Below are 25,841 nucleotides of genomic sequence, written 5' to 3' on the forward strand. Positions count from 1 at the left end.
CATGGCCCGTCACGTAATCGCCAAGGTCGATGAACTCGAAGTCGGCAAGTCCAAGCTGGTGAAGGTCGCCGGCCGCGACATCGCCCTCTTCAACGTCAAGGGAGAGTTTTTCGCCATCGCCAACCGCTGCCCGCACGAAGGCGCCGATCTCTGCCGTGGCCAGGTCGTCGGTCTTGCCGAGTCGGACGAGCCCGGCAAATACCGCATGACGCGCCATGGCGAGCTCGTCCGCTGCCCCTGGCACGGCTGGGAATTCGACATCCGCACCGGCAAGTCCTGGTGCGATCCGGCGCGCACCCGCGTCAAGAGCTTCGATGTGTCCGTCGCCAAGGGCGGAGCGCTTGCCGAAGGCCCCTACCAGGCCGAAACCTTTCCGGTCTCCATCGACGAGGACTACGTGATCGTGGAGATCTGACGACCCTGTCACAAGCGAATATTCTCGGGAGGAAAAAATGTCGCTCATCACCAAACTGGCCGGGCTCGCGCTCGGCGCGATGCTCTGTAGCCCGGCGCTTGCGCAGGATGCCGACTGGAACAAGGTGGTGGAAGCCGCCAAGAAGGAAGGCACCGTCACCGTCTACAATTCGCAGCTCGGCGCCCCGAACTTTCTCGCCGTCGTCGAAAGCTTTCAGAAGAAATACGGCATCAAGGTCGAATCGCTCGATCTGCGCGCCAGCGAACTGACCGAGCGCCTCCGCGCCGAACAGGCCGCAGGCCGTTTCATCGCCGACATCCAGATGCATTCGGCGAACTCGATCGAGACCGGCGTCACCCAGGGCACCCTGGTCCAGCCGCTCGGCACGATTCCGAACGTCGCCAATATCCGCGAGGACATGAAGAAGGAAATCACCGACACCCACGTGCCGGGTTTCCTGCAGGCCTACGGCATCCTGGTCAACACCAGCCTGGTCAAGCCCGAAGACGAACCGAAGAGCTGGAAGGACCTTGCCGACCCGAAATGGAAGGGCAAGATCCTCTCGGACGACATGCGCCCACTCGGTTCCGGCGGCACCATGTTCGTGGTCTTCAACAAGGCCCTCGGCCAGGCGTTCAACGAGAAGCTCGCCGAGAACAAGCCGGTCTTCAGCCGCGATCTGCGCAATGACGCCAAGCGCGTCGCCCGAGGTGAATATCCGGTCTACATTCCGCAGATGTTCGCCTTCGCCAACGACCTGAAGGGCCTGCCGATCAAGGTGATCGTGCCGCCGGAAGGTGTGCCCTACGTCTCGATCCATTTCGCGATGATGAAGAACGCACCGCATCCGAACGCGTCAAAACTGTTCATCAACCACTTCCTCGACATGGAATCGCAGGTCACCTACGCCAAGGCCTGGATGCTGCCGGTGGTGAAGGGTGTGGAAGACCGGCTCGACCCGGAATCCAAGCGGTTCGCCGGCGCCAAGCTGCTCGGCACCCGCGAGATGAACGAATACGGCCCGATGATGGATCTGGCCAAGAAAATCTATCCGTAAGGGTCTCCAAGACCCTAAGGTCCTCTCTGCCTGGATAGACGGAAAGCGCGGCGATCCCTCTTGCCGCGCTTTTTGCTGCTCCTATCAAATCATTTCCAGCGCCAGCGCGATGCCCTGGCCGCCGCCGATGCAGAGCGTGACGATACCGCGTTTCAGGCCGTCGCGCTGCATCGAGTGGAGAAGCCGCGTCGTCAGGATGGCGCCGGTCGCCCCGATCGGGTGGCCATGCGCCACCGCCCCGCCTTCGACATTGGCGATATCCTCCGGCAGGCCGAGTCCCTTAAGGACCGCGAGCGGCACGGCGGCATAGGCCTCGTTGATCTCGATCCGCTCGATATCGCCGATCGTCCAGCCGGACCGCTCCAGCGCCTGTTTGACCGCCGGGATCGGTCCGAGCGCGAACATGCCGGGTTCGACGGCGGCAACGCCATAGGAGACCAGCCGCGCCATCGGCTGCAGGCCCTTGGCTTCGGCAAACGCTCGATCCGCGACGATCATCGCCGATGCGCCGCTGTTGAGGCCCGGCGCATTGCCCGCGGTGATCGTGCCGTCTTCGCGGAAGGCGGGCTTCAGCTTGGCAAGCGCCTCTGTCGTGGTATCCGGCCTTGGCGTTTCGTCAGCGGCGAAACTTTTCACGCCACCCTTCACCGGAAGGTCGATGCCAACGATTTCGGGCGCGAACTTGCCCTCCGCTTGTGCCGTGCTGAACCGCTGCTGCGAGCGCGCCGCCCAGCGGTCCTGGTCCGCGCGGCTGATCTGCTGCGAGGCGATCATGTCTTCCGTGTGCCAGCCGGAATGTCTGTCCGAAAACGCATCGTGCAGGCCGTCGAGCAGCATGCTGTCGAAGATTTCCGCATGGCCCATGCGATAACCCCAGCGGCCGCCGCTCATCAGGTAGGGCGCGCGGTCCATGTTCTCCATGCCGCCCGCAATCGCTGCCCTGGCATGGCCGAGCCAGATATCCTTGGCCGCACTGGCAATCGCCTCGGCACCCGAGCCGCAGACACGGTTGACGGTGACGGCCGGCACCGAGACCGGCAGGCCACCATGGATCGCCGCCTGCCGCGCCGGGTTCATTTTGTTGCCGGCCTGCACGACATTGCCCATGGTGACCGACGCAACCTCGGAAGCGGCAAGGCCGGAGCGCGCGATGGTCTCGCGGATGACCGCAGCACCGAGATCGACGGCGGGAATGCCGGCGAACGAGCTGTTATATTTGCCGATCGCGGTGCGGACCGGCTGGACGATGACGACGTCGAACATGGTGGTTCTCCTAGTTTGCGTTTTCGTCGAAGCGGCGCAGGATGACGCTGGCATTGACGCCGCCGAAACCGAAACCGTTGGACAGCGCGTATTCGACCTTAGCGCGGCGCGCCTGCGGACCGATGAGATCGAGCCCTTCGGCGAGCGGATCGGGATCTTCGAGATTGAGGGTCGGCGGCAATATGCCGTCGCGCAGCGCAAGCGCGGTGATGATGGCCTCAAGCCCGCCAGCCGCACCGAGAAGATGGCCGGTCGCCGATTTGGTCGAGGAGATCGCCGGACCGCTACCGGTGCCGAAAACGGACTTGATTGCCGCGAGTTCGCCCGCATCACCCACGGGTGTCGATGTGGCATGCGCGTTGAGATAACCGATGGCATCAGGTTGAAGGCCTGCCATCTGCAGCGCCCGCTGGACCGCCCTTTTCGCCCCGGAACCATCGGCCGGACCGGCGGTCAGGTGATAGGCATCGGCGCTGGTGCCGTAACCGACCACTTCGACAAGCGGCGTCGCGCCGCGGGCGAGCGCATGTTGGAGCGTTTCGAGAACGACGATGCCGGCGCCCTCGCCCATGACGAAACCGTCGCGCGCCGCATCGAACGGCCGGGAAGCCTTTTCCGGGATATCGTTGAAGGCCGTGGAGAGACCACGCGCCGCGGCAAACCCGCCAAGCGCCACGCGGTTGATACAGGCCTCGGTGCCGCCGCAGAGCGCGACATCCACTTCGCCGCTCCTGATCATCCGCATGCCGTCGCCGATCGCCTGGACGCTTGCCGCGCAAGCCGTCACCGGCGCACCAATCGGGCCTTTGAAGCCGTAGCGGATGGAGACATGGCCGGCAGCCAGATTGACGAGGAAGGACGGCACCGTGAACGGCGACAGCCGGCCGGCGCCGCGCGCGTCCACCGTGCGCACCGCCTCGGCGATCGAATGGAACCCGCCGATGCCGGAGGCGATGATCGTCGCGGTGCGGTCCTGCTTGTCGTCGGTGTCGGCGACCCAGCCGGACTGCTCCAGCGCCTGCCGTGAGGCTTCGAGCGCAAATGCGATGAAGCGATCCATCTTCTTGCGCTCCTTGTGCGGCACCGCAAGGTCGATATCGAAGCCGAACTCGTCCTCGGCGACGCCGGGCACCACGCCGCCGACCTTCGCATCGATATCCGGCACGATATCGTCAGAAAGCCGGCGCAGGCCGGAACGGCCCTCGATCAGGCGTTTCCAGGTGGCCTCCACGCCGCTGGCGAGCGGCGATACCATGCCCATGCCGGTGATCACTATTCTGTCGTTCGGTCTTGCCGGCATGTTTCACCTCGATTTAAATTTTGATCATCATTTATCTCATTTAAATGATGATTGGAATATAAGAGTCAAGGTGTCCGAAGGAGAATACGATGAAGGTGAGCCGCCAGGAAGCCGAGGAGAACCGCGCCCGCGTGGTGTTGAAGGCCGGCGAACTGTTCCGCGAACATGGCTTTGACGGCATCGGCATTGCCGACCTGATGAAGGCCGCCGGCCTGACGCATGGCGGATTTTACGGTCAGTTCAAATCCAAGGTGGATCTGGCGGCCGAGGCGTCGCGCCAGGCGCTGGCGCTCAACATCGCCCTCTGGCGGGAGACGATCAACCGCGCCCGCGACAAGGCCCTCAAGGCGATCACCGGCATGTATCTTTCCCGGCCGAATCTGCTCGTCAAGGCAAAGGGCTGCACTCTCGCCGCTCTCTGCGCCGACGCCTCCCGCCAGGGCGAAGCGGTGCAATCCGTGTTCGCCGAAGGCATCGAAAACCACCTCAAGCTGCTGCAGGAGATGGTCGACGGCGATGGCGATGAGGATCGGCGACGCCGGTCGATCGTCATCCTGTCCCAGATGGTCGGTGGGATGACCCTCGCCCGCGCGGTCGGCGATACGCCGCTTGCGGAAGAGATCCTCGCTGCCCTTCGCGACAAGCTGGAGACCCGGCACTAAACCTTTATGGCGCAATGGAAAATTCACCTACCACTCCTCCGCGTCCAAGAATTTGTTCCCGAATGCCTCGCAGAGGAATTTCCTGCCTGTGCGACCGCGCATTTCGCTGGCAATATGCTGGAAAATGGCTGGATGCAGGAGAGAGCAATGACGATCGCCACCCTATCCCGAAGGACCCTTTTGCAGGCGGGCGGCACCCTGCTCGCCTCGACAGCTTTGCCGACTTTCGCCATTGCTCAAGGTGCCGGCAACCGGCTGATCGTCGCCGCAGATTCCGAACCTAAAAACCTCAACCCGGCGATCGTCGCCTCCAACGGCGTGTTCTTCAGCGCAAGCAAGGTGGTCGAGCCTCTCGCCGAAGCCTCCTTCGACGGCAAGGACGGCCTGGCGCCGCGCCTCGCCACCTCCTGGGAAGGTTCTGCCGACGGCAAGTCGGTCACCTTCAAGCTGCGCGAGGGCGTGAAATGGCATGACGGCAAGCCGTTCACCTCGGCCGACGTCGCCTATTCGGCGCTCAACATCTGGAAGCCGCTGCAGAACCTCGGCCGCCTGGTCTTCGCAAACCTCGAAGCCGTCGACACGCCGGACGCAACGACCGCGGTCTTCAAGTTCTCCAAGCCGACGCCCTTGCAGCTCATCCGCAACGCCCTGCCGGTCGTCAGCAGCGTCGTGCCGAAACATCTCTATGAAGGCACCGACATCGCCACCAACCCGGCCAATGTGAAGCTGGTCGGCACCGGCCCGTTCAAGCTCACCGAATACAAGCCGGGCGAATATTACCGCCTGACCAGGAACGCCGACTACTGGGGCAAGGGCGAACCGAAGCTCGACGAGATCATCTTCCGCGTCCTGCCGGACCGAGCCGGCGCCGGCGCGGCGCTGGAAGCGGAAGAGATCCAGCTCGCGGCTTTCTCGGCCGTGCCGCTTACCGATCTCGCGCGTATCTCCAAGGTGCCAGGCATCAAGGTGATCTCCAAGGGCTACGAGGCGCTGACCTACCAGCTCGTGGTCGAGATCAACCACCGCCGCAAGGAGCTCGCCGACGTCAAGGTCCGACAGGCAATCGCCCATGCGATCGACAAGAAGTTCGTCGTCGATACGATCTTCCTTGGCTACGCCGCCGCCTCGACCGGCCCGGTGCCGAAGAATGCGCCGGAATTCTACGATGCCAGCGTGCCGACCTATGCTTTCGACACCGCCAAGGCGAACGCGCTGCTGGACGAGGCAGGCTACAAGAAGGGCGCCAACGGCACCCGTTTCTCGCTGAAACTGCGCCCGGCGCCTTATTTCAACGAGACCAAGCAGTTCGGCGATTACCTGCGCCAGGCTCTTGCGGCAGTCGGCATCGACGCACAACTGATCAACGCGGATTCGGCGGCCCACCAGAAGGCGGTCTACACGGATCACGATTTCGATCTGGCCATCGGCCCGCCGGTCTTCCGCGGCGACCCGGCGATCTCGACCACCATACTCGTCCGGTCCGGCATCCCGGCCGGCGTGCCCTTTTCCAACCAGGGCGGCTACGAGAACAAGGAGCTCGACGGCATCATCGCCAAGGCTGCGGAAACGGTCGATACCGCAGCCCGGACGGAACTCTACAAGCAGTTCCAGAAGATCGTCGCCACCGACCTGCCACTGATCAACGTCGCCGAATGGGGCTTCATCACGGTGGCGCGCGATACGGTGCAGAACGTCTCCAACAATCCGCGCTGGGCGGTCTCGAACTGGTCGGATACCGCGCTGAAATCGTGATAGGCTTGACCGACCATCCGATTCAGGAGCGCTTTCCGGCGTGAACCGTGCCATTCGATTGATCCGACGTCGCGCGATCAGCAGCATTCCGGTGCTGCTGATCGTCATCGTCCTGACCTTCCTCCTGCTCGAATCCGCCTCCGGCGACGCGGTGGATGCCTATCTCCTGTCGATCGGCGGCGGCGACGCGACAGTCGCCCAGTCGTTGCGCCAGGCCTATGGCCTTGACCAGTCGATGCTTGCCCGCCTCTGGCTCTATTTTTCGTCGCTCGTCACATTCGATCTCGGCTGGTCGGTCGCCTTCGGAAGGCCCGTCCTCGACCTCATTTTTGAACGCCTTCCGAACACCCTACTGCTGATGGGAAGCGCCACCGCGCTTTCCTTCGGGTTCGGCTCCGCACTCGGGATCCTTGCCGGTGCAAAGCCTGAAAGCATAAGGGACAGAGTGCTTTCGACCGGTTCTCTCATTCTTTACGCGATCCCCAGCTTCTGGCTTGGCCTGGTCCTCAGCATCGTCTTTGCGGTGCAGCTCCGCTGGCTGCCGACCTCGGGCATCGAGACGATCGCCTCCGGCAAAGCGGGCTTCGCCCGAGCTTTGGATATCGCCAAGCATCTCGTCCTGCCGGTCGGAGCGCTGGCGCTGATCTACATGGCGCTGTTCCTGCGGGTGATGCGCTCCGGCATGGCGGAAGCCTGGGCGCTGGATTTCGTACTCTTTGCCCGTTCGAAAGGCCTGTCCCGCAGCCGCATCGTGCTGCGCCACGTGGCGCGCAATGCGCTTCTGCCGCTGGTCACCATGCTCGGCCTGCAATCGGCGGCCATGCTCGGCGGCAGCGTCGTCATCGAGAGCATCTTTGCCATTCCCGGTTTCGGCCGGCTGGCGCAGGAGGCCGTCAGCGGACGCGACGCACCGCTGCTGATGGGCATCATCGTCGTCAGCGCCGTGCTGGTGATCTGCGTCAATCTTCTCGTCGATCTCGTCTATGCCGCACTCGACCCACGCGTCGGTGCCTCGGAGCCGAATACATGAGAGGGCGTGCATGAGGCTCCTACGCGATCTCGTCCGGACGCCGGAAGGCGCGATCGGGCTCGGCATTTTGGCGGCTCTGATGCTCGTCGCGCTGTTTGCGCCGGTGCTGTCGCCCGGCGATCCGCTGCGCATTACCGGCCGGGCGCTGCTGCCGCCCTTCACCGACCCCGCTTTCCCGCTCGGCACCGATCGGCTCGGCCGCGATGTCCTGGCCGGCATTCTTCACGGAACCCACACCTCCCTGGCTGTCGGCCTTGCAGCGGCGCTGGCGGCGATTGCCATCGGCCTATGTGTCGGCTTGACCGCGGGTTTTGCCGGCGGGCTGGTAGACGAGGGGCTGATGCGCGTCGTCGATGCCTTCCAGATCGTCCCGAGCTTCCTGCTGGCGCTTGCCTTCGTCAGCGTCATCGGCGCCTCGGTGCCGGTCGTGGTGCTGGCGATTGCGCTCGGCGCCTGGGCCGATCCGGCGCGGCTGACCCGGGCGCAGGTGCTCTCCATCCGCGAGCGTGATTATGTCGCCTCCGCCCGGGTGATCGGGATGCATCCTGCCGAAATCGCCTTCCGGGAAATCCTGCCCAACGCCCTGCCGCCGGTGCTGGCTCTGTCGGCCATCATCGTCGCGGCGGCGATCCTCACCGAAGCCGCCCTTTCCTTCCTCGGCCTCGGCGATCCGAACGTGGTCACCTGGGGCTCGATGATCGCCGAGGGCCGCAACATCCTGCGCTCCTCGCCCTCGCTGTCGATCTTCCCGGGCATCGCGCTGGTGGTCACGGTCGTCGGCGTCTACCTCTTCAGCGAAGGTCTCACCAAGGCGCTCTCGAGCCGGAGGCTGGAGCCATGAGCGCGCTTTGCGAAATCCGAAACCTGTCGGTCACCTATCGCGGCCAGACGGTGCCCGCGCTGAACCAGATAGACCTCGATATCGTCGCCGGCGAGCGGCTGGCGATCATCGGCGAAAGCGGATCCGGAAAAAGCACGCTTGCGCGTGCCCTGGCCGGCCTATTGCCGTCGGGTGCCCGGCTGGCGGGCGAGATGCGCTGGTCCTCGGGCCTGCCGCCTTTGCCCGGCCGCGATCTCGGTTTCGTTTTCCAGGACCCGTCTTCCAGCCTCAACCCGGTATTGACGATCGGCGAGCAGGTGGCCGAAGGCGCCCGCCGGCATCTCCGCCTGTCGTGGAAAGCAGCCTATGGCGGCGCGCTGGAAATGCTGGCGCGGGTCCGCATTCCGGAGCCGGACAAGGCGATGAAGGCCTTCCCGCACCAGCTTTCCGGCGGTCAGCGGCAGCGCGTCGCGATCGCCGCAGCACTTGCCGCCAGCCCCGGCATGCTGATCGCCGACGAGGCGACCAGCGCGCTCGACATGGTCGTCCAGGCCGAGATCGTCTCGCTGCTCGACGAGCTCGTCCGCGAGGCCGGCATGACGCTGATCTTCATCACCCACGACATCGCATTGGCCTCTGGCTTTGCCGACCGGGTGGCGATCTTCAAGGACGGCAGGCTGGTGGAATCGGGCCTGACCGGACTTGTCCTCTCGTCCCCCAAAGAGGCCTATACGAAAACCCTGATCGCCAGCCACCGCGATCTCGCGACGCCTCCGCTCATCCGGGAGGCCGCGCTATGACCTTGCTGGCAATCGAAAACCTCTCGAAGCGTTTCTCCTCCGGCGGGCGCAAGGTTGCGGCGGTCAGCGATATTTCGCTGACGCTTGAACCCGGCGAGACGCTCGGCCTCGTCGGCGCCTCGGGTAGCGGCAAATCCACCCTCGCCCGCATCCTGATGCGGCTGCTGCCGGCTGATGCCGGCGCGATCCGTTTTGAAGATAAGGACTGGCTGGCACTCTCTGGCGCCAACCTGCGCAATCGCCGCGCCAAGATGCAGATGGTGTTTCAGGACGTGCTGGGCGCCTTCAACCCGCGCGCCACCGTTGCCTCGGTCTTGGATGATCCATTGCGCATCCACAACATCGTGCCGAAAGCCGAGCGAGCGAGGGAGATCGCAGCGCTTCTCGATCGCGTCGGCCTGCCCGCGAACTATGCGCAGCGGTCGATCCGCGAGGTTTCCGGCGGCCAGCGGCAGCGCATTGCCATTGCCCGCGCCATCGCCACAAAACCGTCGCTGATCGTGCTCGACGAGGCGGTCTCGGCGCTGGATGTCTCGATCCGCGGCAGGATCCTCGAATTGCTGGTCGAGCTACAAGAAGAGCGCGGCATCAGCTATCTTTTCGTCTCACACGATCTCGCCGTCCTGCGCGCCGTCTCGCACCGGATCGCCGTCATGGATGCCGGGCGGCTCACCGAGACCGGGCCGATGCGGCAGGTGATCGAAAACCCGCAATCACTTGCGGCCAAGGCCCTGATCGGCGCCGTACCGCGCCTCGTGACAGAACCAACGGAAGGACCATCCCATGACGTTTGACCGCTGGAACCCGCTGAACGACGCACCGTCCTTCCCCGCTGCCCGTTACGCCACGATCGCCGACCGGATCGGCAGGATCCTGAAGACGCGCAACGACGTGCTGCTGATCCAGGCGGAGGCCGTCGTCGCGCTGGAGGCGGCGGCCCTCAGCCTCGCCCGGCCGGGCCTGAAGGCGATCAACATCGTCACCAGCATGTATGGCGGATGGTTCGGCACCTGGCTCAGGCGCGGCGGCGCCGAGGTCGTCGACCTCTCGGCCGAAGCAGCCCGCCCCATCGGACTGGAAGCGGTGGAGGCAACGCTGAATGCGCATCCGGACATCAAGGTCCTGGCCCTCGTTCATGCGGAATCGGCAAGCGGCATCCGCAACCCGATCGAGGAGATCATAGCGCTTGCGCGTTCCCGCGGCATCGTCACGGTGGTGGATGCGGTCGCCTCGATCGGCGGCCATGCGCTGAACATCGACGAACTCGGCATCGACATCGCCGTCATCGGACCGCAGAAGGCGCTGGCGGGACCAGCGGGGCTTTCGGCTCTCTCGGTCAGCCCTGCCGCCTGGAAACTGATTTCTGAACAAGGGGCGCCAAGGGATTCGATTCTCTCGCTTCTCGACCAGAAAGCCTGGCTCGAAACCGGCCGCGGCGCTTTATCCGGCACCACCGCCCCGCTGGAATTTTTCGCTCTCGAAGCCGCCCTCGATCGCGTCGAGGCGGAGGGCATCGATGCGATTGTCGCCCGCCATGTCCGCGCCGCCCGGGCAACACGTGCGGCACTCGCTGCCATGGGCGGCGAACTCTGGGTCGATGCCTTGCATGGTTCGAACCTGGTGACGGCGGCCAGGCTTCCGGCCGCAGCCGATGCAGCCGCCGTGCTTTCCGTGGCGCCGCGCGGCATCGAGCTTTCCGCCGGTGTCGGTCCCGGCGCCGAACGGCTGATCCGGCTCAACCACACCGGCCAGCGCGCCCGTTTCGATATCGTTCTCGGCAACCTGACGGCCTATGGCATGGCGCTTCGGCGGCGGGGCTTCAAGGCGGACATATCCGCCGCCGTCGATGCCATCGCCCTGCATTACGGCGATTGATCAGAATCCTCTTTCGATCAGCCAGTCGCGAGCGATCATCTCGTCCTCGGTGCCGATCCCATGATTGGCCTCGAGCTTAATGGCAGTGAGTTCCGCGCCCGCAGCGCGAAGCCGCTCTTCCAGCTCCTCGGCCAGCGACCCGTAAAAATCGTCGGTGGCGCTGAGCGACAGGACATGCGTCCCGGAAAGATCGACGGCTGGCCGATCCTCCAGGCAGTTCATCGACCGCAATAGGACCGCTTTGCGGATCAGGTCCGGATGAAGCTGCATCACCGCACCGATCATGTTGCCGCCGTTGGACCAGCCGGCAAAGGCCGTCCGCGCCGGATCGACGCCATAGGCTGGACCGAGTTCCTCCACGAAGGCGACGAAGGCCTCCGCTTCCGAGGCGATCTCCTTCTGATCGAACGTCGTCTGCATGAAACGGCGAAAATATCGCGGATGCCCCTCGTCGGTCGAACGCCCGCGCACCCCGATCAGCATGGCGTTCGGAGCCGCCTTGCGTCCGAATGGCAGCATGGTCGTTTCATTGCCGCCGGTGCCGTGCAGCAGCACCAGCGTCGAACCGTCCCAACTCTCCGGCATGTGGATACGGTGCACGAAGGGCAGGTCGCGGTAGATGATGCGCTCCTCCCCCGGCAGGCCGAACTGCGGCAGCATGACCCGCAGGACGTCGTGGTCTTCCTTGAAATGCGCCGGGATGAACAGTTTCGACCCGAGCGTCTCCAACGGCTCGTCTTCCGTGAAACCCGGCCCGTCTGTCGCAAGCTCGATCAGCGTACCGGACGGTTCGCGGACGTAGAGTGAATAGAAATAGTGCCGGTCGTGCATGTTCATCTCGCCGGCGTCTTCTGTCAGCAATCGCGCATGCACCGCCTCGACCTGAGGCCTATCCACGGCGCGGAAGGCGATATGGTCGATCGTGCCGGTGCCGGGCGCGGCAGTCCAGAAACCGCCCGCATCGCGGACATCGACGATATCCTGCGCGTCGGACACCAGCCGCTGGATATTGCCCTCCTTCGGCCCGAGCCGAAGCCCCATATGCCGCGTCAGAAACACAGCCGTCTGCTCCGGCCTTTCGGAAAGGATCGTCGCGCCGTGGAGTTTTCTGATCGCATCCGCCTCGCTTATGCCGCCGCCGCTCCACCAGACCCAAGGCGTTGAGTCATCGACGCCGACGAGCTTGACGATAATGCCGTCGGGGTCGGTCAGCCGCAGCACCGGTTCGCCAAACTCCTGCGCCGGGCCGGAAAGCTTGACGTTGAACTGCAGCGCCCGCGTCAGCCAGAAACCGATCGCATCGGGCGCAATCGCAAAACTGATCTCACTCGGCGCCCCATGCCCGACGCGCCCGAGCGAGCCATCTTCCCAGGCAAGGAAGGTCACCAGCGAACCGGGCGTCGCCGCACCGTCCCCATAGAACAGATGCAGCTGGCGGGCATCCTCGAAACCGGCGGTCCTCTTGACGAGCCTGAGGCCGAGAAAGCCCGCGTAGAAATCGACATTCGCCTGGATCTTGCGGGTGATGGCGGTGATGTGATGCAGGCCGCTGGTCATGCTAAAGCCGAACCTCTTTCATGTGAGTTATGACGCGACGATATCAGGCGCGAACTGACCTAGCGATATGCACGGAGACAAAAGAAAGTGCGGTCAAAATCCTGATAGGCATTCTCCCTCCCGCATCCGCATGCTCAGGCAGTGAAAGACCGAGAGGCCCGTTGCCAAAAATTCAGGCGTCACACAGGTCAAAAATTCACCACAGTAGCCCCGGTTTTCGGCCCAAATCGGTTGACTGATCAGCGTCCTTATGCAGGCTAGATTCAGGTCCCGAATCTTCATCTCATAATGGCCGTCTTCCCGGATAATTTTTATCCGACTCTGTAATTCATTTTTGGAATAGATCCGTGAGCAGCGATGCAACAGTTCGCGTCGCGAAGCCGTCGGCTTCGTTGGCGCTGGTAAATGCGGCAGGTTGGGGCAAAGGCTTCTCCATATTGACCCGCATTACCGTCATGGCCTTCCGTCATCCGTGGCAATCGAGCTTCGCGATCGGCGCGACCCTGATCGCCTCCGCCTTCCAGCTGATGATCCCGCGGCTGCTGGGGCAAGCGGTAGACCACACGCAGGTGGCACTAACCGGCGGCGATGCCGGCCAGGCGGCCCAGGATGCGCTGCTGAACACCGCCCTGCTGCTCCTCGGCGCCAGCGTGCTCCGCGGCGTTTTCACCCTGTTCCAGAACTACTATAGCGAGGCGGTCGGCCATCACATGGGCTATCGTCTCAGGCTTGCCTGTTACGAGAAGATCCAGCGGCTTTCCTTCAGCTTCCACGACAGCATGCATTCGGGCGACCTGATCACCGTCGGGCTTCTCGATCTCGAAGGCGTGCGCATGTATTTCTCGACCGCGCTGGTGCGCATGGTTCTTTTGACCGTGCTGATCGGCTTCGGCGCTTATCTTCTGCTGTCCACCGACGTGGTGCTCGGCCTGCTGGCCTTGAGCTTCGTGCCTTTCGTCGGCTGGCGCTCGTCGGTGACGCAGCTGCGGCTGCGCGCCACCTGGCTCGACCTCCAGGAACGGCTTTCGGTGCTCACCCGCGTCATGGAAGAAAACCTCGGCGGCATCCGCGTCGTGCGCGCCTTCGCCGCCCAGGATCACGAGCTCGACAAGTTCGAGACCGCATCCAAAAGCGCAGTGTCGCTGGCGCATCAGCGCGTCGGCATCCGGGTCGCCAATACCAGCGCCATGACGCTGTCCTTCTTCGCCGCCATGGGCCTGGTTCTCTGGGTCGGCGGAAACAAGGTGATGGCCGGCGAGATGACGGTCGGCACGCTCACCTCCTTCCTCACCTTCATGACCATCCTGCAGATGCCGGTGCGCCAGCTCGGCCTGATGGTCAACGCCTTTGCCCGCGCCTCCACCTGCGGAGCGCGCCTCTTCGAACTGCTCGACCTCGATATCGCCATCAAGGACGAGAAGGACGCCAGGGAGCTGAAGGTCACCGAAGGCACGCTGCGGTTCGAGAATGTCGATTTCGCCTATCCCGGCGCTGAAAAACATCAGGTCCTGACCGGCGTATCCTTCGAGGCGAAGCGCGGCGAGACGATCGGCATCGTCGGCCCGCCCGGCAGCGGCAAATCGACCATGGCCCACCTGATCCCGCGTTTCTACGATGTGACCGGCGGCAAGATCACCATCGACGGCCAGGACATCCGCCGCGCCACGCTGCAATCGCTGCGCCGCTCGGTCGCCGTGGTCCAGCAGGACAGTTTCCTGTTCACGACGACGATCGAAAACAACATCGCCTACGGCGATCCGTGGGCGAAGGAAGGCCGCATCGAGCGCGCCAGCGAAAGCGCCCAGCTGCACAACTATGTGCTCGGCCTGCCGACCGGTTACAACACGGTCGTCGGCGAACGCGGCGTGTCGCTCTCCGGCGGACAGCGCCAGCGCCTGTCGATCGCCCGCGCGCTGATGCTGCGCCCGGCGGTTATGGTGTTCGACGACTCGACCGCCGCGATCGACGCCGGCACCGAGCAGCGCATTCGCGGCGCCATGCGTAGATACGCGGCCGACCGGGTGACGATCATCGTCGCCCATCGCCTGAGCTCTCTGATGCATGCCGACCGCATCCTCTTCATGGAAGAGGGCCGCATCGTCGAAAGCGGAACGCATGACGAGCTGCTTGCGCTCGGCGGCCGCTACAAGGCGCTTTACGATCTGCAGGTACGTCCGGGCGACGACGCGCTCAGCGCCTGAGGGAGGATATATGGCCGAGGAACTGGAAACCGAACGCTCCGACGTTCGTGACGACGGAAGGCGCCCGCCCCGCGCGGTGGTCGGCTCGCACCGCATCGAAGAGGAAATCTTCGGCAAGGTCTTCGACAGCAATATCGTCAGGCGGATCTGGAGTTTCGTGCGGCCCTACCGCACCAAGATCTATTGGGCCGTGCTTGCGGTGCTGACCTTCACGGCCATGCAGCTCCTGATCCCGCTGATCATCCGCTACGCAATCGACCACGGCATGCAGGCGGGCAGCGACAGCCAATCGATATTGATCTGGTCGATCGTTGCCTTTCTCGCGGCGATCCTCATCAATTTCGGGGCCAGCTATGCGCAGGAAACGCTGGTCGGCGGTGTGGCGGAAGACGTGCTCTTCGATATCCGCAAGGCGATGTTCACGCATCTGCAGCGCGTCTCGCTGTCCTGGATGGACAAGACGGAAGTCGGCCGGCTGATGTCGCGCCTGCAGGGCGACGTCAATTCCATGCAGGAATTCCTGGAAACCTCGGTTCTTTCGGTCGGCGATATCACGCTGCTGTTCGGCATCGTTTTCGTCATGCTGACGCTCGATTTCAAGCTCGGCCTCCTGACCCTCTGCGCGCTTCCTGTCCTCTTCGTCGTGCGCCTCTTCTGGCTGCCGCGTGCCCGAAAATCGTTCATGGCCGCGCATGAAACCAACTCGATCGCCAACGGTGCGCTTGCCGAAGCCATCCACGGCGTGCGCGCCGTCCAGAGCATGGACCGCCAGAGCGTCAACTTCATGCTCTATGACGACAAGGCGCGCGCCAACCTCAACACGCATCTGAACGCGGCCAAATACGCTCAGGTGATGGTGCCGATTGTCGATTCGCTGACCGGCCTTGCGATGGCGCTCGTCGTCGTGGTCGGCGGCGCCCGCGTCCTCAACCAGGCGCTCGACGTCGGCGTCATGGTCGCCTTCCTCTTCTACATCCAGCGCTTCTTCGACCCGATCCGGTCACTGACGCTGCAGTATTCGGTGATGCAGCGCGCCATGGCATCCGGCCAGCGCCTGACCGAAGTGCTGGACGTGCCGGTCGACGTCCAGGATGCGCCGAACGCCAAGGTCCTCACATCCGACATGGACGGCTCGGTCGAGTTCAAGGACGTGGTGTTCGGCTACAATCCCAAGCACCCTGTCCTGAAACATGTGAGCTTCAAGGTGAACCCCGGCGAGACGGTTGCACTGGTCGGCCCGACGGGTTCGGGCAAGTCGAGCTGCATGTCGTTGATCCACCGTTTCTACGACGTTCAGCAGGGCCAGGTTCTGGTCGGCGGTCACGATGTTCGCGACCTGACGCAGGAATCGCTCGGCCGGCAGATCGCCATGGTGCTGCAGGAGCCGTTCCTGTTCACCGGCACGGTGTTCGAGAACATCCGCTACCACAAAACGGAGGCGACACGGGAGCAGGTGATTGAGGCGGCCGAGGCGGTCGGCGCCCACGACTTCATCATGCGCATGCCGGACGGTTACGAGAGCATTCTCGGCCAGCGCGGCGGCAATCTCTCGCTCGGCCAGCGCCAGCTCCTCAGCTTCGCCCGCGCGCTGGTGGCGGACGCGAAAATCCTGGTGCTTGACGAGGCGACCGCCAATATCGATAGCTATACGGAAATGCTGATCCAGAAGGCGCTCGTAAAGCTGCTCGAAGGCCGCACGGGGCTCGTCATCGCCCATCGCCTTGCTACCATCCGCGAAGCCGATCGCATCATCGTGCTGCAGAACGGCGAGCTGATCGAGAGCGGTAATCACCGCGAGCTGATGAAGAACAAGAAGCTTTATTCGAAGCTCTACAACCTCAACTACTCGTCCTTCGACGACATTCCGGAAGATGTCATCGAAGAGGCCGTGACCGAGCAGGCGACCTGATGAAGCCAGCCGGGGTCGATGTTTCCCCTCGCCGGGAAACCGACGGCGGGTAACAGGCCAGAGCACAAAAAAAGCCCGGAGGCGTCTGACGCCTCCGGGCTTTCGAGTTTCATCTGGCAATCTTGAAGGAAGGCCCCGCCTTTAGCGGCGCTGGTTGTAGACGTCGACGCAGACGGCGCCGAGCAGAACCAGGCCCTTGATCACCTGCTGGTAGTCGATACCGATACCAAGGATCGACATGCCGTTGTTCATCACGCCCATCAGGAAGGCGCCGATAACCGCGCCTGTCACCTTGCCGACGCCGCCATAGGCGGATGCGCCACCAATGAAGCAGGCCGCGATGACGTCCAGCTCGAAACCGGTACCGGCCTTCGGCGTGGCGCTGTTCAGTCGTGCGGCGACGACAAGCCCGCCGAGAGCCGCAAGCACGCCCATGTTCACGAAGGTGAGGAACACCAGCCGCGTCGTCTTGATGCCGGAAAGCTCTGCAGCACGGGCGTTGCCGCCGACCGCATAGATCTGCCTGCCGATCACCGTACGGGTGGTGAGGAAGCTATAGGCGGCGATCAGCACCGCCATGATGATCAGCACGTTCGGCATGCCGCGATGCGACGAGATCAGGAAGGCGATATAGCCGACGCCGGCCAGAATCAGCAGGTTCTTGGCGACGAAGAAGCCGAACGGCTCCGACTCGACGCCATGCGAGATACGCCGCTTGCGGCTCGCGAAATTCTGCACGATGAGAATGACCGCCAGCACCAGTCCGAGCAGGAACGAGGTGATGTAGAGGCCGCCGGTCGACGAGATCAGCTCGACGACATAACCGGACGACAGCTTCTGGAAAATCGGCGGGAAAGGCCCGATTGCCTGGCTGCCGAGAATGGCGATCATCAGTCCGCGGAAGACCAGCATGCCTGCCAGCGTCACGATGAATGACGGTATCTTGAAATAGGCGACGAAATAGCCCTGGATCGCCCCGATCAAGCCGCCGACGGCAAGGCTGATGACGATGACGACGGCAAAATTGAGACCCCACTGGACCATCAGCAACCCGGCAAAACCGCCGATAAAGCCCGCGACCGAACCGACCGACAGGTCGATATGGCCGGTGACGATCACCATCAGCATGCCGAGCGCCATGATGACGATATAGGAGTTCTGCAACACGATGTTGGTGACGTTGAGCGGCTTCAGGAGCACGCCGTCCGTGGCGATCTGGAAGAAGATGACGATCACGACCAGCGAAATCAGCATGCCGAAATCGCGCAGATTGTCCTTCAGAAAACCGCCCACGCTCTGAGGCGTCGATATCGTTTCCTGCGGAGTACTCATTATTCTCTCCCTTTGCGCCGCATGATGGCGCGCATGATATTTTCCTGCGTGGCTTCCTCGCCGGCCACTTCGCCGACAAACGCACCTTCGTGCATCACCACGATACGGTCGCAGATGCCGATCAGCTCGGGCATTTCCGACGAGATGACGATCACCGCCTTGCCCGCATCGGCGAGTTCGTTGATGATCGTGTAGATTTCATATTTCGCGCCGACATCGATGCCGCGCGTCGGCTCGTCGAGAATGAGCACGTCAGGATCGGTGAACAGCCATTTCGACAATACCACTTTCTGCTGGTTGCCGCCGGACAGCTTGCCGGTTTCCTGGTAGACGTTGTGGCTGCGGATGCGCATGCGGGTGCGGAATTCCTGCGCCACCTTCATCTCGGCGATGTCGTCGATGACGCCGCGCGAGGACACGCCGCCAAGATGGGCGAGCGAGACGTTCTTGCGGATGTCTTCCGGCAGGATGAGGCCGAGTTGCTTGCGGTCCTCGGTCACATAGGCAAGGCCAGCCCTGATCGCCTTGTGGACGTCGGAAAGGTCGAGTTCCTTGCCGTGCAGCTTGGCGGTCCCGGTGACGTGACGCCCCCAGGACCGGCCGAACAGGCTCATGGCGAATTCGGTGCGCCCTGCACCCATCAGGCCGGAGATGCCCACGACCTCGCCGGCCCGCACCTTCAGCGAGACGTTCTTCACCACCTGCCGGTCCGAGTGCATCGGATGATAGGCGGACCAGTTCTCGACTTCGAAGATGACGTCGCCGATCTTGGGATCACGCTTCGGATAGCGGCTCTCCAGGTCACGGTCGACCATGCGCCGCACGATCTCGTCTTCGTCCACGGGACCGGCATGGCAGTCCAGCGTGCCGACGGTGCGGCCGTCGCGCAGCACCGTGATGCGGTCGGCGACCTCGGAAATCTCGTTGAGCTTGTGCGAGATCATGATCGAGGTAATGCCGTTGCGGCGGAATTCCTTGAGCAGTTCCAAAAGCGCGGCACTGTCGGTCTCGTTGAGCGACGCGGTCGGCTCGTCGAGGATCAGCAGCCGCACGTCCTTGGACAGCGCCTTGGCGATTTCGACCAGCTGCTGCTTGCCGACGCCGATATTGGTGATCAGCGTGTCCGGCTGTTCTGTAAGCCCCACCTTTGCAAGCAATGCCTGGGTGCGCTTGTGGCGTTCGCTTCGGTCGATCACCCCGCGGCTTGCCGGGGGATTGGTCAGGAAGATGTTTTCCGCAATCGACATCAACGGAATGAGTGCCAGTTCCTGATGGATGATGATGATGCCGAGCTTCTCGGAATCGTTGATGTCGCGGAAATGCCGCTCCTCACCCCCGAAAAAGATGGAGCCCTCGTAGGAACCGTGCGGATAAACGCCGGAAAGCACTTTCATGAGGGTCGATTTGCCAGCGCCGTTTTCACCGACGAGGGCATGGATCTCACCCTCCTGAACGGCGAAGCTGACGTCGGAAAGCGCCTTGACGGCGCCAAAGCTCTTCGAAATCGCCCGCATCTCGAGGATGGGTGGCTTTTCGGCAAGCGGAACGGGATCGAGCATGATCACTCCGAAAAAAAGGGTCCGCGCGGCAGAATACCACCGCGCGGATTAAAAGGCTTACTTAAGCTGCGATTCTTTGTAGTAACCGCCATCCACCAGAACCTGCTTCCAGTTGGTCTTGTCAACCACGACCGGCTTCAGGAGGTATGACGGAACGACCTTCTTGCCGTTGTCATAGGTCTTGGTGTCGTTGACAGTCGGCTCCTTGCCGCTCATCGCAGCATCGACCATGTCGACGGTGACCTTGGCAAGATCGCGCGTGTCCTTGAAGATCGTCGAATACTGCTCGCCGGCAATGATCGACTTGACGGACGGAACTTCAGCATCCTGGCCGGTAACGATCGGCATCGCCTGACCGCCCGAACCGTAACCGACGCCCTTCAGCGACGACAGGATACCGATCGAGATGCCGTCATAGGGAGACAGAACGCCGTCGAGCTTCTTGCCGGAATAGGTCGACGAGAGGATCGCGTCCATGCGGGACTGGGCAGTTGCCGGGTCCCAGCGCAACGTCGCGACCTTGTCCATGCCGATCTGGCCGCTGCCGACCTTCAGCACGCCCTTGTCGATCAGCGGCTGGAGCACGCTCATCGCGCCGTTGTAGAAGAAGAAGGCGTTGTTGTCGTCCGGCGAGCCGCCGAAGAGTTCGATGTTGAACGGGCCCTTTTCGGTATCGGCCTTGAGGCCCTTCACCAGCGAAGTGGCCTGCTGAACGCCGACCTGGAAATTGTCGAAGGTCGCGTAGTAGCTGACGTTCGGGGTATCGCGGATCAGGCGGTCATAGGCGATGACCTTGATCTTCTGGTCGGCAGCCTGCTGCAGCACGTCGGAAAGCGTCGTGCCGTCGATCGAGGCGATGACGAGAACCTTGGCGCCCTTGGTGATCATGTTTTCGATCTGAGCGAGCTGGTTCGGGATATCGTCTTCAGCGTACTGGAGATCGGTCTTGTAGCCGCGCTCTTTCAGAACCTTGACCATGTTGTCGCCGTCCGCGATCCAGCGGGCGGAAGACTTGGTCGGCATGGCGACGCCGACGAGGCCCTTTTCCTGTGCGCTGGCCGGAGCCGCAACGACCAGACCGGCCAACATGGCCGCGGTCGCGAGATATTTGAACATTCGCATGGATTACTCCTCCTTTGGAGCGGCTCCCTTCGAGCCGCCAATCTTGTCTAAGGGCGGCCTCCGCCACCCTGGGGATCGAAACAGTCAGTGATTGTCCCGCGGAATGCCGTTGGTCTGGGCAATCCGCTGATATTTGACGGCCGGCTCCAGAACTGCGCCGGTTTCGAGCTGGCCGACATAGTGGCGCTGGATTTCCTGCCAAGGCGTCTGATGCTTCGGGTACTGGTAGCCTCCCGCCGCTTCGAGTGCCTTCCGACGCTCCGCCATCTCCTCGTCGGAGATCAGGATGTCCGCGGTGCCGCGGCCGACATCGATGCGCACGCGATCGCCGGTTCGCAGGATGGCGAGACCACCACCGGCAGCAGCTTCCGGCGAGGCATTGAGGATCGAGGGGCTGCCCGAGGTTCCCGACTGGCGACCGTCGCCGATGCAGGCGAGCGACGAGATGCCCTGTTTCAGGAGATAATCCGGCGCCCGCATGTTGACGACTTCGGCAGCGCCCGGATACCCGATCGGGCCGGCGCCGCGCATGAACAGGACCGTATGCGCGTCGATTTCGAGCGACGGGTCGTCGATGCGGTGATGATAGTCCTCCGGCCCGTCGAACACGACCGCCCTGCCTTCGAAGGCTTCCGGATCGTCCGGGTTGGAGAGATAACGCTGGCGGAATTCCGGCGAGATGACGCTGGTCTTCATGATCGCCGACGAGAACAGGTTGCCGCGCAGCACCCGGAAGCCCGCATGGGCCTTCAAAGGCTCGTCGTAGCGGCGGATGACCTTCTCGTCCTCGATGATGGCGCCACGGCAGTTCTCGCCGATGGTCTTGCCGTTGACCGTCATGGCGTCCTCATGGATGAGGCCCTGGGTCATCAGCTGGTTGACGACGGCAGGAACACCGCCGGCATGATAATAGTCCTCGCCGAGATATTCGCCGGCCGGCTGCAGGTTGACGAGCAGCGGCACTTCTTCGCCGTAGGCCTGCCAGTCGTCGACGGTGAGCTCGACGCCGATATGACGGGCAAGCGCGTTCAGATGGATCGGCGCATTGGTCGAACCGCCGATCGCCGAGTTGACGCGGATGGCGTTGATGAAGGCTTCCTTGGTCAGGATGTCGGACGGCTTCAGGTCTTCCTTGACCATCTCGACGATACGAAGGCCGGTCAGATAGGAGACCTCCTGCCGGTCGCGATAGGGCGCCGGGATGGCCGCCGAACCCGGAAGCTGCATGCCGAGCGCTTCGGCAAGCGAGTTCATCGTCGTCGCCGTGCCCATCGTGTTGCAATAACCGGTGGAGGGCGCCGAGGAGGCGACGAGCTTCACGAAGCCCGCATAGTCGATCTCGCCCTTGGCCAGCAGCTCTCGAGCCTTCCAGACGATGGTGCCGGAGCCGGTGCGCTCGCCGCGGAACCAGCCGTTCAGCATCGGACCGACCGACAGCGCGATCGCCGGAATGTTGACGGTGGCCGCGGCCATCAGACAGGCCGGCGTGGTCTTGTCGCAGCCGATCGTCAGCACGACGCCATCGAGCGGATAGCCGTAGAGCACTTCCACGAGGCCGAGATAGGCAAGGTTGCGGTCAAGGCCGGCGGTTGGACGCTTGCCCGTTTCCTGAATGGGATGGACCGGAAACTCGATGGCGATGCCGCCTGCCTCGCGGATACCCTCGCGCAGACGATGCGCCAGTTCCAGATGATGCCGATTGCACGGCGAAAGATCGGAACCCGTCTGGGCGATGCCGATGATCGGCCGATCGGACTGCAGTTCCGCCTGGCTGAGACCGAAATTCATGTAGCGCTCGAGATAGAGCGCCGTCATATCGACGTTCGACGGGTTGTCGAACCACGCGCGAGAGCGGAGCTTGCGGACCTCCTGCCGGCGCTGGTCGGTTTCGGCGATCTCGTTCGAAGTTACGTTTTCCGAATTGGTCATCATCAGTCCTCAAATACGTCTGTTTGAATGCGCCGGCCCAGCATAAAGGCATCGGCGACATGCACCAGCGGCGAGAAATCGGCATCGCTGCGGCTTTCGGCCACCAGCGCCACGAAATCACGATAGAGATTGCGGTATTCCCTGTCTTCCTCGACGATCGCGCTTTTGCCATCGACGAAAAGGCGGCTGCCTCCATGGGTCAGAACGATCGGACCCTCGTCGGTCTCGACGCGGATATCCCAGGTCTGCGGCCCGGTCTGGCGCCAATCGAACTCGGCCAGGACCGGAACGCCGCCGTCCGTCTCGAAAGAGAGGCTTGCCGCGATCGGCGCCGCCCGGTTGGCCGGGAAGGTCAACTCGGAACGGGTGAGATGAAAACTTTCCGGCAGGATGCGCGTGACGATCGACAGCGCGTTGATGCCGGGGTCGAAGACGCCGAGGCCACCCGGCTCCCAGATCCAGGCCTGGCCCGGATGCCAGTGGCGGACATCTTCCTTCCACTCGACCGTTACGCTGCGAATCTTCCGCTTTGCAAGCAACGCCCGCGCCGGCTCGACAGCGGCAGCCGCGCGCGAATGCCAGGTCGAGAACAGCGAGACGCCTTTTTCCTTGGCAAGCTTCTCCAGCGCATAGACTTCCGAAAGCGTCGCACCCGGCGGCTTTTCGAGCATCACATGCTTGCCGGCATCGAGTGCGGCCTTTGCCTGCTCGAAGCGTCCCACGGGCGGCGTACAGAGAGAGACAGCGTCGAACTCGACGTCCGAGGCGAGCAGATCGCCGATCTCATGGAAACAGGCGATGCCGTCGAGCTTGGCGTGGCGGCTGGCGACGGCCACGAGTTCGATGCCGTCGGTCGCTTCGATCGCGCCGAGATGCTGATCCCTGGCGATCTTGCCAAGCCCGACGATGGCGATGCGGATGGGAGCCATGGCCGCCTCAGAGCTTCTTGATCGTCACAGGCGCATCCGCCGCGACAGTCAGCCGGTTGACGAGCGGCAGCTTGAAGGGGGCCGCGGAAATCTCGAAAACGTCGCCCGGCTCCGTCTTGACCCCCTCGGAGAACGACAGTGTCGCCGTTCCGAAGAAATGTACATGCAGATCGCCCGGCTGGCGGAAGATATCGTATTTGAAATTATGATGTTCGAGGTTGGCGATCGTGTGCGACATGTTCGCCTCGCCCGAGAGGAACGGCTTTTCGAAGATCACCTCGTCGCCGCGCCGCACGCGTGATGTGCCTTCCACGTGGTCCGGCAGGTCGCCGACCAGAAGTTCCGCGCCGAGGGCGGCCTGGCGCAGCTTGGAATGGGCGAGCCAGAGATAGTTGCCCTTCTCGGTCACATGGTCCGAAAATTCGTTGGCGAGACAGAAGCCCAGCCGGAAGGGCGTACCGTCGGGACCGATCAGATAGATACCCGCCAGTTCCGGCTCCTCGCCGCCATCGAGCGCGAAGGCCGGCGATACCAGATCGCTGCCGGTGGCGCGAAGCTGCGAGCCGTTGCCCTTGTAGAACCATTCCGGCTGTACGCCGGCCTCGCCGGGTTTCGGCTTGCCGCCTTCGACGCCCATCAGGAACATGCGCATCGAATCGGTCGGCTTTTCCGTCGCCTGCGCCGCCTTGTGCATCTTGTCGCGACCGTCGGCCGAGCCGAGATGCGTCAAACCGGTGCCAGCGACGATGAAATGCGCCGGGTCCGGATGGGTGATCGGCAGGCCAAGGCGCCTTTCGCTCGTGGCCTTTTCGAGGTCCACGACATCGCCGAGACCGGCCGCTTCGATCCGTTGAGCCAATGTCTGGCCGGCGGCAATCGCTTGAGAGGCGAGGTCATAGGTGGACGAAACGCCGTTCACGGCGCGGGCAGCACCTTCGCCATCCCACGCGACGACAATAGACGCACCAGCGCCATTCACGACCTGAAGAACCCGCAACATCGATTTTATCACCCAAATGCTTCCAATACCAACATGACGTCTCCTGCCGCCATGCCACTCCTCCCATCAGAACCATCCGGCCCGATGTAGTCATTAATACGACTATTGGATTGGCATCAGGCTTGTCAAGAAGGAGAAAAACCGCTTTCAGCAATCCCGATCTTTTCAAGGATGCCTTTTATCTCAATGATTCAATCGATTGTTGGGGTCCAAAACAGCCGGATACCGCCTTTCTCGCAGTTTGTTCAAAAAAAGCGCTTGAAAAAGTAATATTATATGCCAATCCTTGGGCCGTCAGTTCGCTTTATCATCTCTGGGAGGATTTAAGATGAAAAGAGCTCTCGCGGCAGCTGTAGCCGCTCTTACCCTATCGTTGGCATCCGGCGTTTCCGCCGCGTCCCTGACAGTCGGTTTCTCGCAGATCGGATCCGAATCCGGCTGGCGTGCCGCCGAAACCACGGTCACCAAGCAGGAAGCCGAAAAACGCGGCGTTACCCTGAAGTTTGCCGATGCGCAGCAGAAGCAGGAAAACCAGATCAAGGCGATCCGTGGCTTCATCGCCCAAAAGGTCGACGCGATCTTCATCGCACCGGTGGTCGCCACCGGGTGGGATGCGGTTCTCAAGGAAGCCAAGGAAGAGAAAATCCCGGTCATCCTGCTCGACCGCGACATCGACGCACCGAAGGACCTCTACCTGACGGCCGTCACCTCCGACCAGGTGTTCGAAGGCAAGGTCGCCGGCGACTGGCTGGTCAAGGAAATCGGCTCCAAGAACTGCAAGGTCGTGGAACTTCAGGGCACCACCGGCTCTTCGCCGGCCATCAACCGCAAGAAGGGCTTTGAACAGGCGATCACCGGGCATGCCAACATCAAGATCGCCCGCTCGCAGACCGGCGACTTCACCCGTACCAAGGGCAAGGAAGTCATGGAAAGCTTCATCAAGGCCGAAGGCGGCGGCAAGGACATCTGCGCGGTCTATGCCCATAACGACGACATGGCCGTCGGCGCCATCCAGGCGATCAAGGAAGCCGGCCTGAAGCCCGGTAGCGACATCAAGGTCGTTTCGATCGACGCCGTGCCGGATATCTTCCAGGCGATGGCCAAGGGGGAAGCCAATGCGACGGTCGAGCTGACGCCGAATATGGCCGGCCCCGCCTTCGATGCCCTCAACGCCTATCTGAAGGACAAGAAGGCTCCGCCGAAGTGGATCCAGACGGAATCGAAGCTCTATACCGCCAAGGATGACCCGATGAAGGTCTACGAAGCCAAGAAGGGCCTCGGTTACTGACCTCCCGCCGCCCGGCTCCACCTCCTACCCCTTTGAGCCGG

The 25,841-nt window shown here is 62.9% G+C and carries 21 protein-coding genes; 12 read left to right on the forward strand and 9 right to left on the reverse strand.

The features are described 5' to 3' along the window. Nucleotide 1: 1 nt before the first annotated feature. Entirely contained in the window at nt 2–415 is a 414-nt protein-coding gene (locus GQ59_RS16845) for a Rieske (2Fe-2S) protein (RefSeq protein WP_037083330.1), read from the forward strand. Nucleotides 416–452: 37 nt separating this feature from the next. Next, nucleotides 453–1,472, forward strand: a complete 1,020-nt coding sequence (locus GQ59_RS16850; protein ID WP_037083333.1) for an extracellular solute-binding protein — start codon at nt 453–455, stop codon at nt 1,470–1,472. 84 nt (nt 1,473–1,556) lie between these two features. Here GQ59_RS16850 and GQ59_RS16855 read toward each other — a convergent pair whose 3' ends face one another. Further along, a complete protein-coding gene (locus GQ59_RS16855) occupies nt 1,557–2,735 on the reverse strand; it encodes a thiolase family protein (protein ID WP_037083334.1) in 1,179 nt (392 codons plus the stop codon). Nucleotides 2,736–2,745: 10 nt separating this feature from the next. Then, entirely contained in the window at nt 2,746–4,035 is a 1,290-nt protein-coding gene (gene fabF / locus GQ59_RS16860) for a beta-ketoacyl-ACP synthase II (RefSeq protein ID WP_037083338.1), read from the reverse strand. 89 nt (nt 4,036–4,124) lie between these two features. Here fabF and GQ59_RS16865 point away from each other — a divergent pair, with 89 nt between their 5' ends. The 7 genes from GQ59_RS16865 to GQ59_RS16895 all read left to right on the forward strand — a co-directional run bounded on the left by GQ59_RS16865 (nt 4,125) and on the right by GQ59_RS16895 (nt 10,974). Then, nucleotides 4,125–4,697 carry a TetR/AcrR family transcriptional regulator gene (locus GQ59_RS16865; RefSeq protein ID WP_037083340.1) on the forward strand — a complete coding sequence of 191 codons (573 nt, stop codon included), beginning with the start codon at nt 4,125–4,127 and terminating at the stop codon, nt 4,695–4,697. Between the two features lie 147 nt (nt 4,698–4,844). After that, the gene (locus tag GQ59_RS16870) at nt 4,845–6,449 is read left to right on the forward strand and encodes an ABC transporter substrate-binding protein (RefSeq protein WP_037083342.1); all 1,605 of its coding nucleotides are present in this window, start codon (nt 4,845–4,847) and stop codon (nt 6,447–6,449) included. Between the two features lie 40 nt (nt 6,450–6,489). Then, nucleotides 6,490–7,479 (forward strand): ABC transporter permease, encoded by a 990-nt coding sequence (locus GQ59_RS16875; protein WP_037083344.1) that lies wholly within the window; start codon nt 6,490–6,492, stop codon nt 7,477–7,479. Between the two features lie 10 nt (nt 7,480–7,489). After that, complete coding sequence (locus GQ59_RS16880; protein WP_037083347.1) at nt 7,490–8,320, forward strand: ABC transporter permease; 831 nt, start codon at nt 7,490–7,492, stop codon at nt 8,318–8,320. Next, on the forward strand, nt 8,317–9,099 hold the full coding sequence (locus tag GQ59_RS16885; protein ID WP_037083350.1) for an ABC transporter ATP-binding protein: 783 nt from the start codon (nt 8,317–8,319) through the stop codon (nt 9,097–9,099). Before GQ59_RS16880 ends, GQ59_RS16885 begins: the two co-directional genes overlap by 4 nt. After that, entirely contained in the window at nt 9,096–9,893 is a 798-nt protein-coding gene (locus GQ59_RS16890; RefSeq protein WP_037083352.1) for an ABC transporter ATP-binding protein, read from the forward strand. Before GQ59_RS16885 ends, GQ59_RS16890 begins: the two co-directional genes overlap by 4 nt. Further along, nucleotides 9,883–10,974: an aminotransferase class V-fold PLP-dependent enzyme gene (locus GQ59_RS16895; RefSeq protein ID WP_037083355.1), complete on the forward strand. Its 1,092-nt coding sequence runs from the start codon at nt 9,883–9,885 to the stop codon at nt 10,972–10,974. The genes GQ59_RS16890 and GQ59_RS16895 overlap by 11 nt, the downstream gene beginning before the upstream one ends. Here GQ59_RS16895 and GQ59_RS16900 read toward each other — a convergent pair whose 3' ends face one another. Beyond that, nucleotides 10,975–12,531, reverse strand: coding sequence for a VOC family protein (locus tag GQ59_RS16900; protein ID WP_037083358.1), 1,557 nt, complete (start codon nt 12,529–12,531; stop codon nt 10,975–10,977). Nucleotides 12,532–12,878: 347 nt separating this feature from the next. Between GQ59_RS16900 and GQ59_RS16905 the strand changes: the two genes are divergently transcribed. After that, on the forward strand, nt 12,879–14,732 hold the full coding sequence (locus tag GQ59_RS16905) for an ABC transporter ATP-binding protein (protein WP_174459620.1): 1,854 nt from the start codon (nt 12,879–12,881) through the stop codon (nt 14,730–14,732). A 10-nt stretch (nt 14,733–14,742) separates the two neighbouring features. Next, nucleotides 14,743–16,641 carry an ABC transporter ATP-binding protein gene (locus GQ59_RS16910; protein WP_037083360.1) on the forward strand — a complete coding sequence of 633 codons (1,899 nt, stop codon included), beginning with the start codon at nt 14,743–14,745 and terminating at the stop codon, nt 16,639–16,641. Nucleotides 16,642–16,782: 141 nt separating this feature from the next. Here GQ59_RS16910 and mmsB read toward each other — a convergent pair whose 3' ends face one another. The 6 genes from mmsB to araD1 all read right to left on the reverse strand — a co-directional run bounded on the left by mmsB (nt 16,783) and on the right by araD1 (nt 24,512). Further along, nucleotides 16,783–17,973, reverse strand: a complete 1,191-nt coding sequence (mmsB, locus tag GQ59_RS16915; RefSeq protein WP_037083362.1) for a multiple monosaccharide ABC transporter permease — start codon at nt 17,971–17,973, stop codon at nt 16,783–16,785. Beyond that, nucleotides 17,973–19,532 carry a multiple monosaccharide ABC transporter ATP-binding protein gene (gene mmsA / locus GQ59_RS16920; RefSeq protein WP_037083364.1) on the reverse strand — a complete coding sequence of 520 codons (1,560 nt, stop codon included), beginning with the start codon at nt 19,530–19,532 and terminating at the stop codon, nt 17,973–17,975. The genes mmsB and mmsA overlap by 1 nt, the downstream gene beginning before the upstream one ends. 57 nt (nt 19,533–19,589) lie before the next feature. Then, on the reverse strand, nt 19,590–20,621 hold the full coding sequence (chvE, locus tag GQ59_RS16925; protein ID WP_244447992.1) for a multiple monosaccharide ABC transporter substrate-binding protein: 1,032 nt from the start codon (nt 20,619–20,621) through the stop codon (nt 19,590–19,592). A gap of 117 nt (nt 20,622–20,738) precedes the next feature. Next, nucleotides 20,739–22,583 carry an IlvD/Edd family dehydratase gene (locus GQ59_RS16930; protein ID WP_152564365.1) on the reverse strand — a complete coding sequence of 615 codons (1,845 nt, stop codon included), beginning with the start codon at nt 22,581–22,583 and terminating at the stop codon, nt 20,739–20,741. Between the two features lie 2 nt (nt 22,584–22,585). Then, on the reverse strand, nt 22,586–23,512 hold the full coding sequence (locus tag GQ59_RS16935) for a Gfo/Idh/MocA family protein (protein ID WP_037083370.1): 927 nt from the start codon (nt 23,510–23,512) through the stop codon (nt 22,586–22,588). A gap of 7 nt (nt 23,513–23,519) precedes the next feature. Then, nucleotides 23,520–24,512 carry an AraD1 family protein gene (gene araD1, locus GQ59_RS16940; protein WP_037083372.1) on the reverse strand — a complete coding sequence of 331 codons (993 nt, stop codon included), beginning with the start codon at nt 24,510–24,512 and terminating at the stop codon, nt 23,520–23,522. Between the two features lie 328 nt (nt 24,513–24,840). Here araD1 and ytfQ point away from each other — a divergent pair, with 328 nt between their 5' ends. Beyond that, entirely contained in the window at nt 24,841–25,800 is a 960-nt protein-coding gene (gene ytfQ, locus GQ59_RS16945; protein ID WP_037083374.1) for a galactofuranose ABC transporter, galactofuranose-binding protein YtfQ, read from the forward strand. Nucleotides 25,801–25,841: the final 41 nt, after the last annotated feature.

It is taken from the genome of Neorhizobium vignae (genome assembly GCF_000732195.1).
GTDB classification, from domain to species: Bacteria; Pseudomonadota; Alphaproteobacteria; order Rhizobiales; family Rhizobiaceae; genus Neorhizobium; species Neorhizobium vignae.

Excerpts from the sequence above, each read along its gene's own strand:
- GQ59_RS16910 (WP_037083360.1), top strand. The coding sequence starts at position 14,743 with ATGGCCGAGGAACTGGAAACCGAACGCTCCGACGTTCGTGACGACGGA.
- GQ59_RS16900 (WP_037083358.1), bottom strand. The coding sequence starts at position 12,531 with ATGACCAGCGGCCTGCATCACATCACCGCCATCACCCGCAAGATCCAG.
- ytfQ (WP_037083374.1), top strand. The coding sequence starts at position 24,841 with ATGAAAAGAGCTCTCGCGGCAGCTGTAGCCGCTCTTACCCTATCGTTG.
- mmsB (WP_037083362.1), bottom strand. The coding sequence starts at position 17,973 with ATGAGTACTCCGCAGGAAACGATATCGACGCCTCAGAGCGTGGGCGGT.
- GQ59_RS16885 (WP_037083350.1), top strand. The coding sequence starts at position 8,317 with ATGAGCGCGCTTTGCGAAATCCGAAACCTGTCGGTCACCTATCGCGGC.
- araD1 (WP_037083372.1), bottom strand. The coding sequence starts at position 24,512 with ATGTTGCGGGTTCTTCAGGTCGTGAATGGCGCTGGTGCGTCTATTGTC.
- GQ59_RS16870 (WP_037083342.1), top strand. The coding sequence starts at position 4,845 with ATGACGATCGCCACCCTATCCCGAAGGACCCTTTTGCAGGCGGGCGGC.
- mmsA (WP_037083364.1), bottom strand. The coding sequence starts at position 19,532 with ATGCTCGATCCCGTTCCGCTTGCCGAAAAGCCACCCATCCTCGAGATG.
- GQ59_RS16895 (WP_037083355.1), top strand. The coding sequence starts at position 9,883 with ATGACGTTTGACCGCTGGAACCCGCTGAACGACGCACCGTCCTTCCCC.
- fabF (WP_037083338.1), bottom strand. The coding sequence starts at position 4,035 with ATGCCGGCAAGACCGAACGACAGAATAGTGATCACCGGCATGGGCATG.
- GQ59_RS16930 (WP_152564365.1), bottom strand. The coding sequence starts at position 22,583 with ATGACCAATTCGGAAAACGTAACTTCGAACGAGATCGCCGAAACCGAC.
- GQ59_RS16935 (WP_037083370.1), bottom strand. The coding sequence starts at position 23,512 with ATGGCTCCCATCCGCATCGCCATCGTCGGGCTTGGCAAGATCGCCAGG.
- GQ59_RS16865 (WP_037083340.1), top strand. The coding sequence starts at position 4,125 with ATGAAGGTGAGCCGCCAGGAAGCCGAGGAGAACCGCGCCCGCGTGGTG.
- GQ59_RS16880 (WP_037083347.1), top strand. The coding sequence starts at position 7,490 with ATGAGGCTCCTACGCGATCTCGTCCGGACGCCGGAAGGCGCGATCGGG.
- GQ59_RS16850 (WP_037083333.1), top strand. The coding sequence starts at position 453 with ATGTCGCTCATCACCAAACTGGCCGGGCTCGCGCTCGGCGCGATGCTC.
- chvE (WP_244447992.1), bottom strand. The coding sequence starts at position 20,621 with ATGTTGGCCGGTCTGGTCGTTGCGGCTCCGGCCAGCGCACAGGAAAAG.
- GQ59_RS16890 (WP_037083352.1), top strand. The coding sequence starts at position 9,096 with ATGACCTTGCTGGCAATCGAAAACCTCTCGAAGCGTTTCTCCTCCGGC.
- GQ59_RS16855 (WP_037083334.1), bottom strand. The coding sequence starts at position 2,735 with ATGTTCGACGTCGTCATCGTCCAGCCGGTCCGCACCGCGATCGGCAAA.
- GQ59_RS16845 (WP_037083330.1), top strand. The coding sequence starts at position 2 with ATGGCCCGTCACGTAATCGCCAAGGTCGATGAACTCGAAGTCGGCAAG.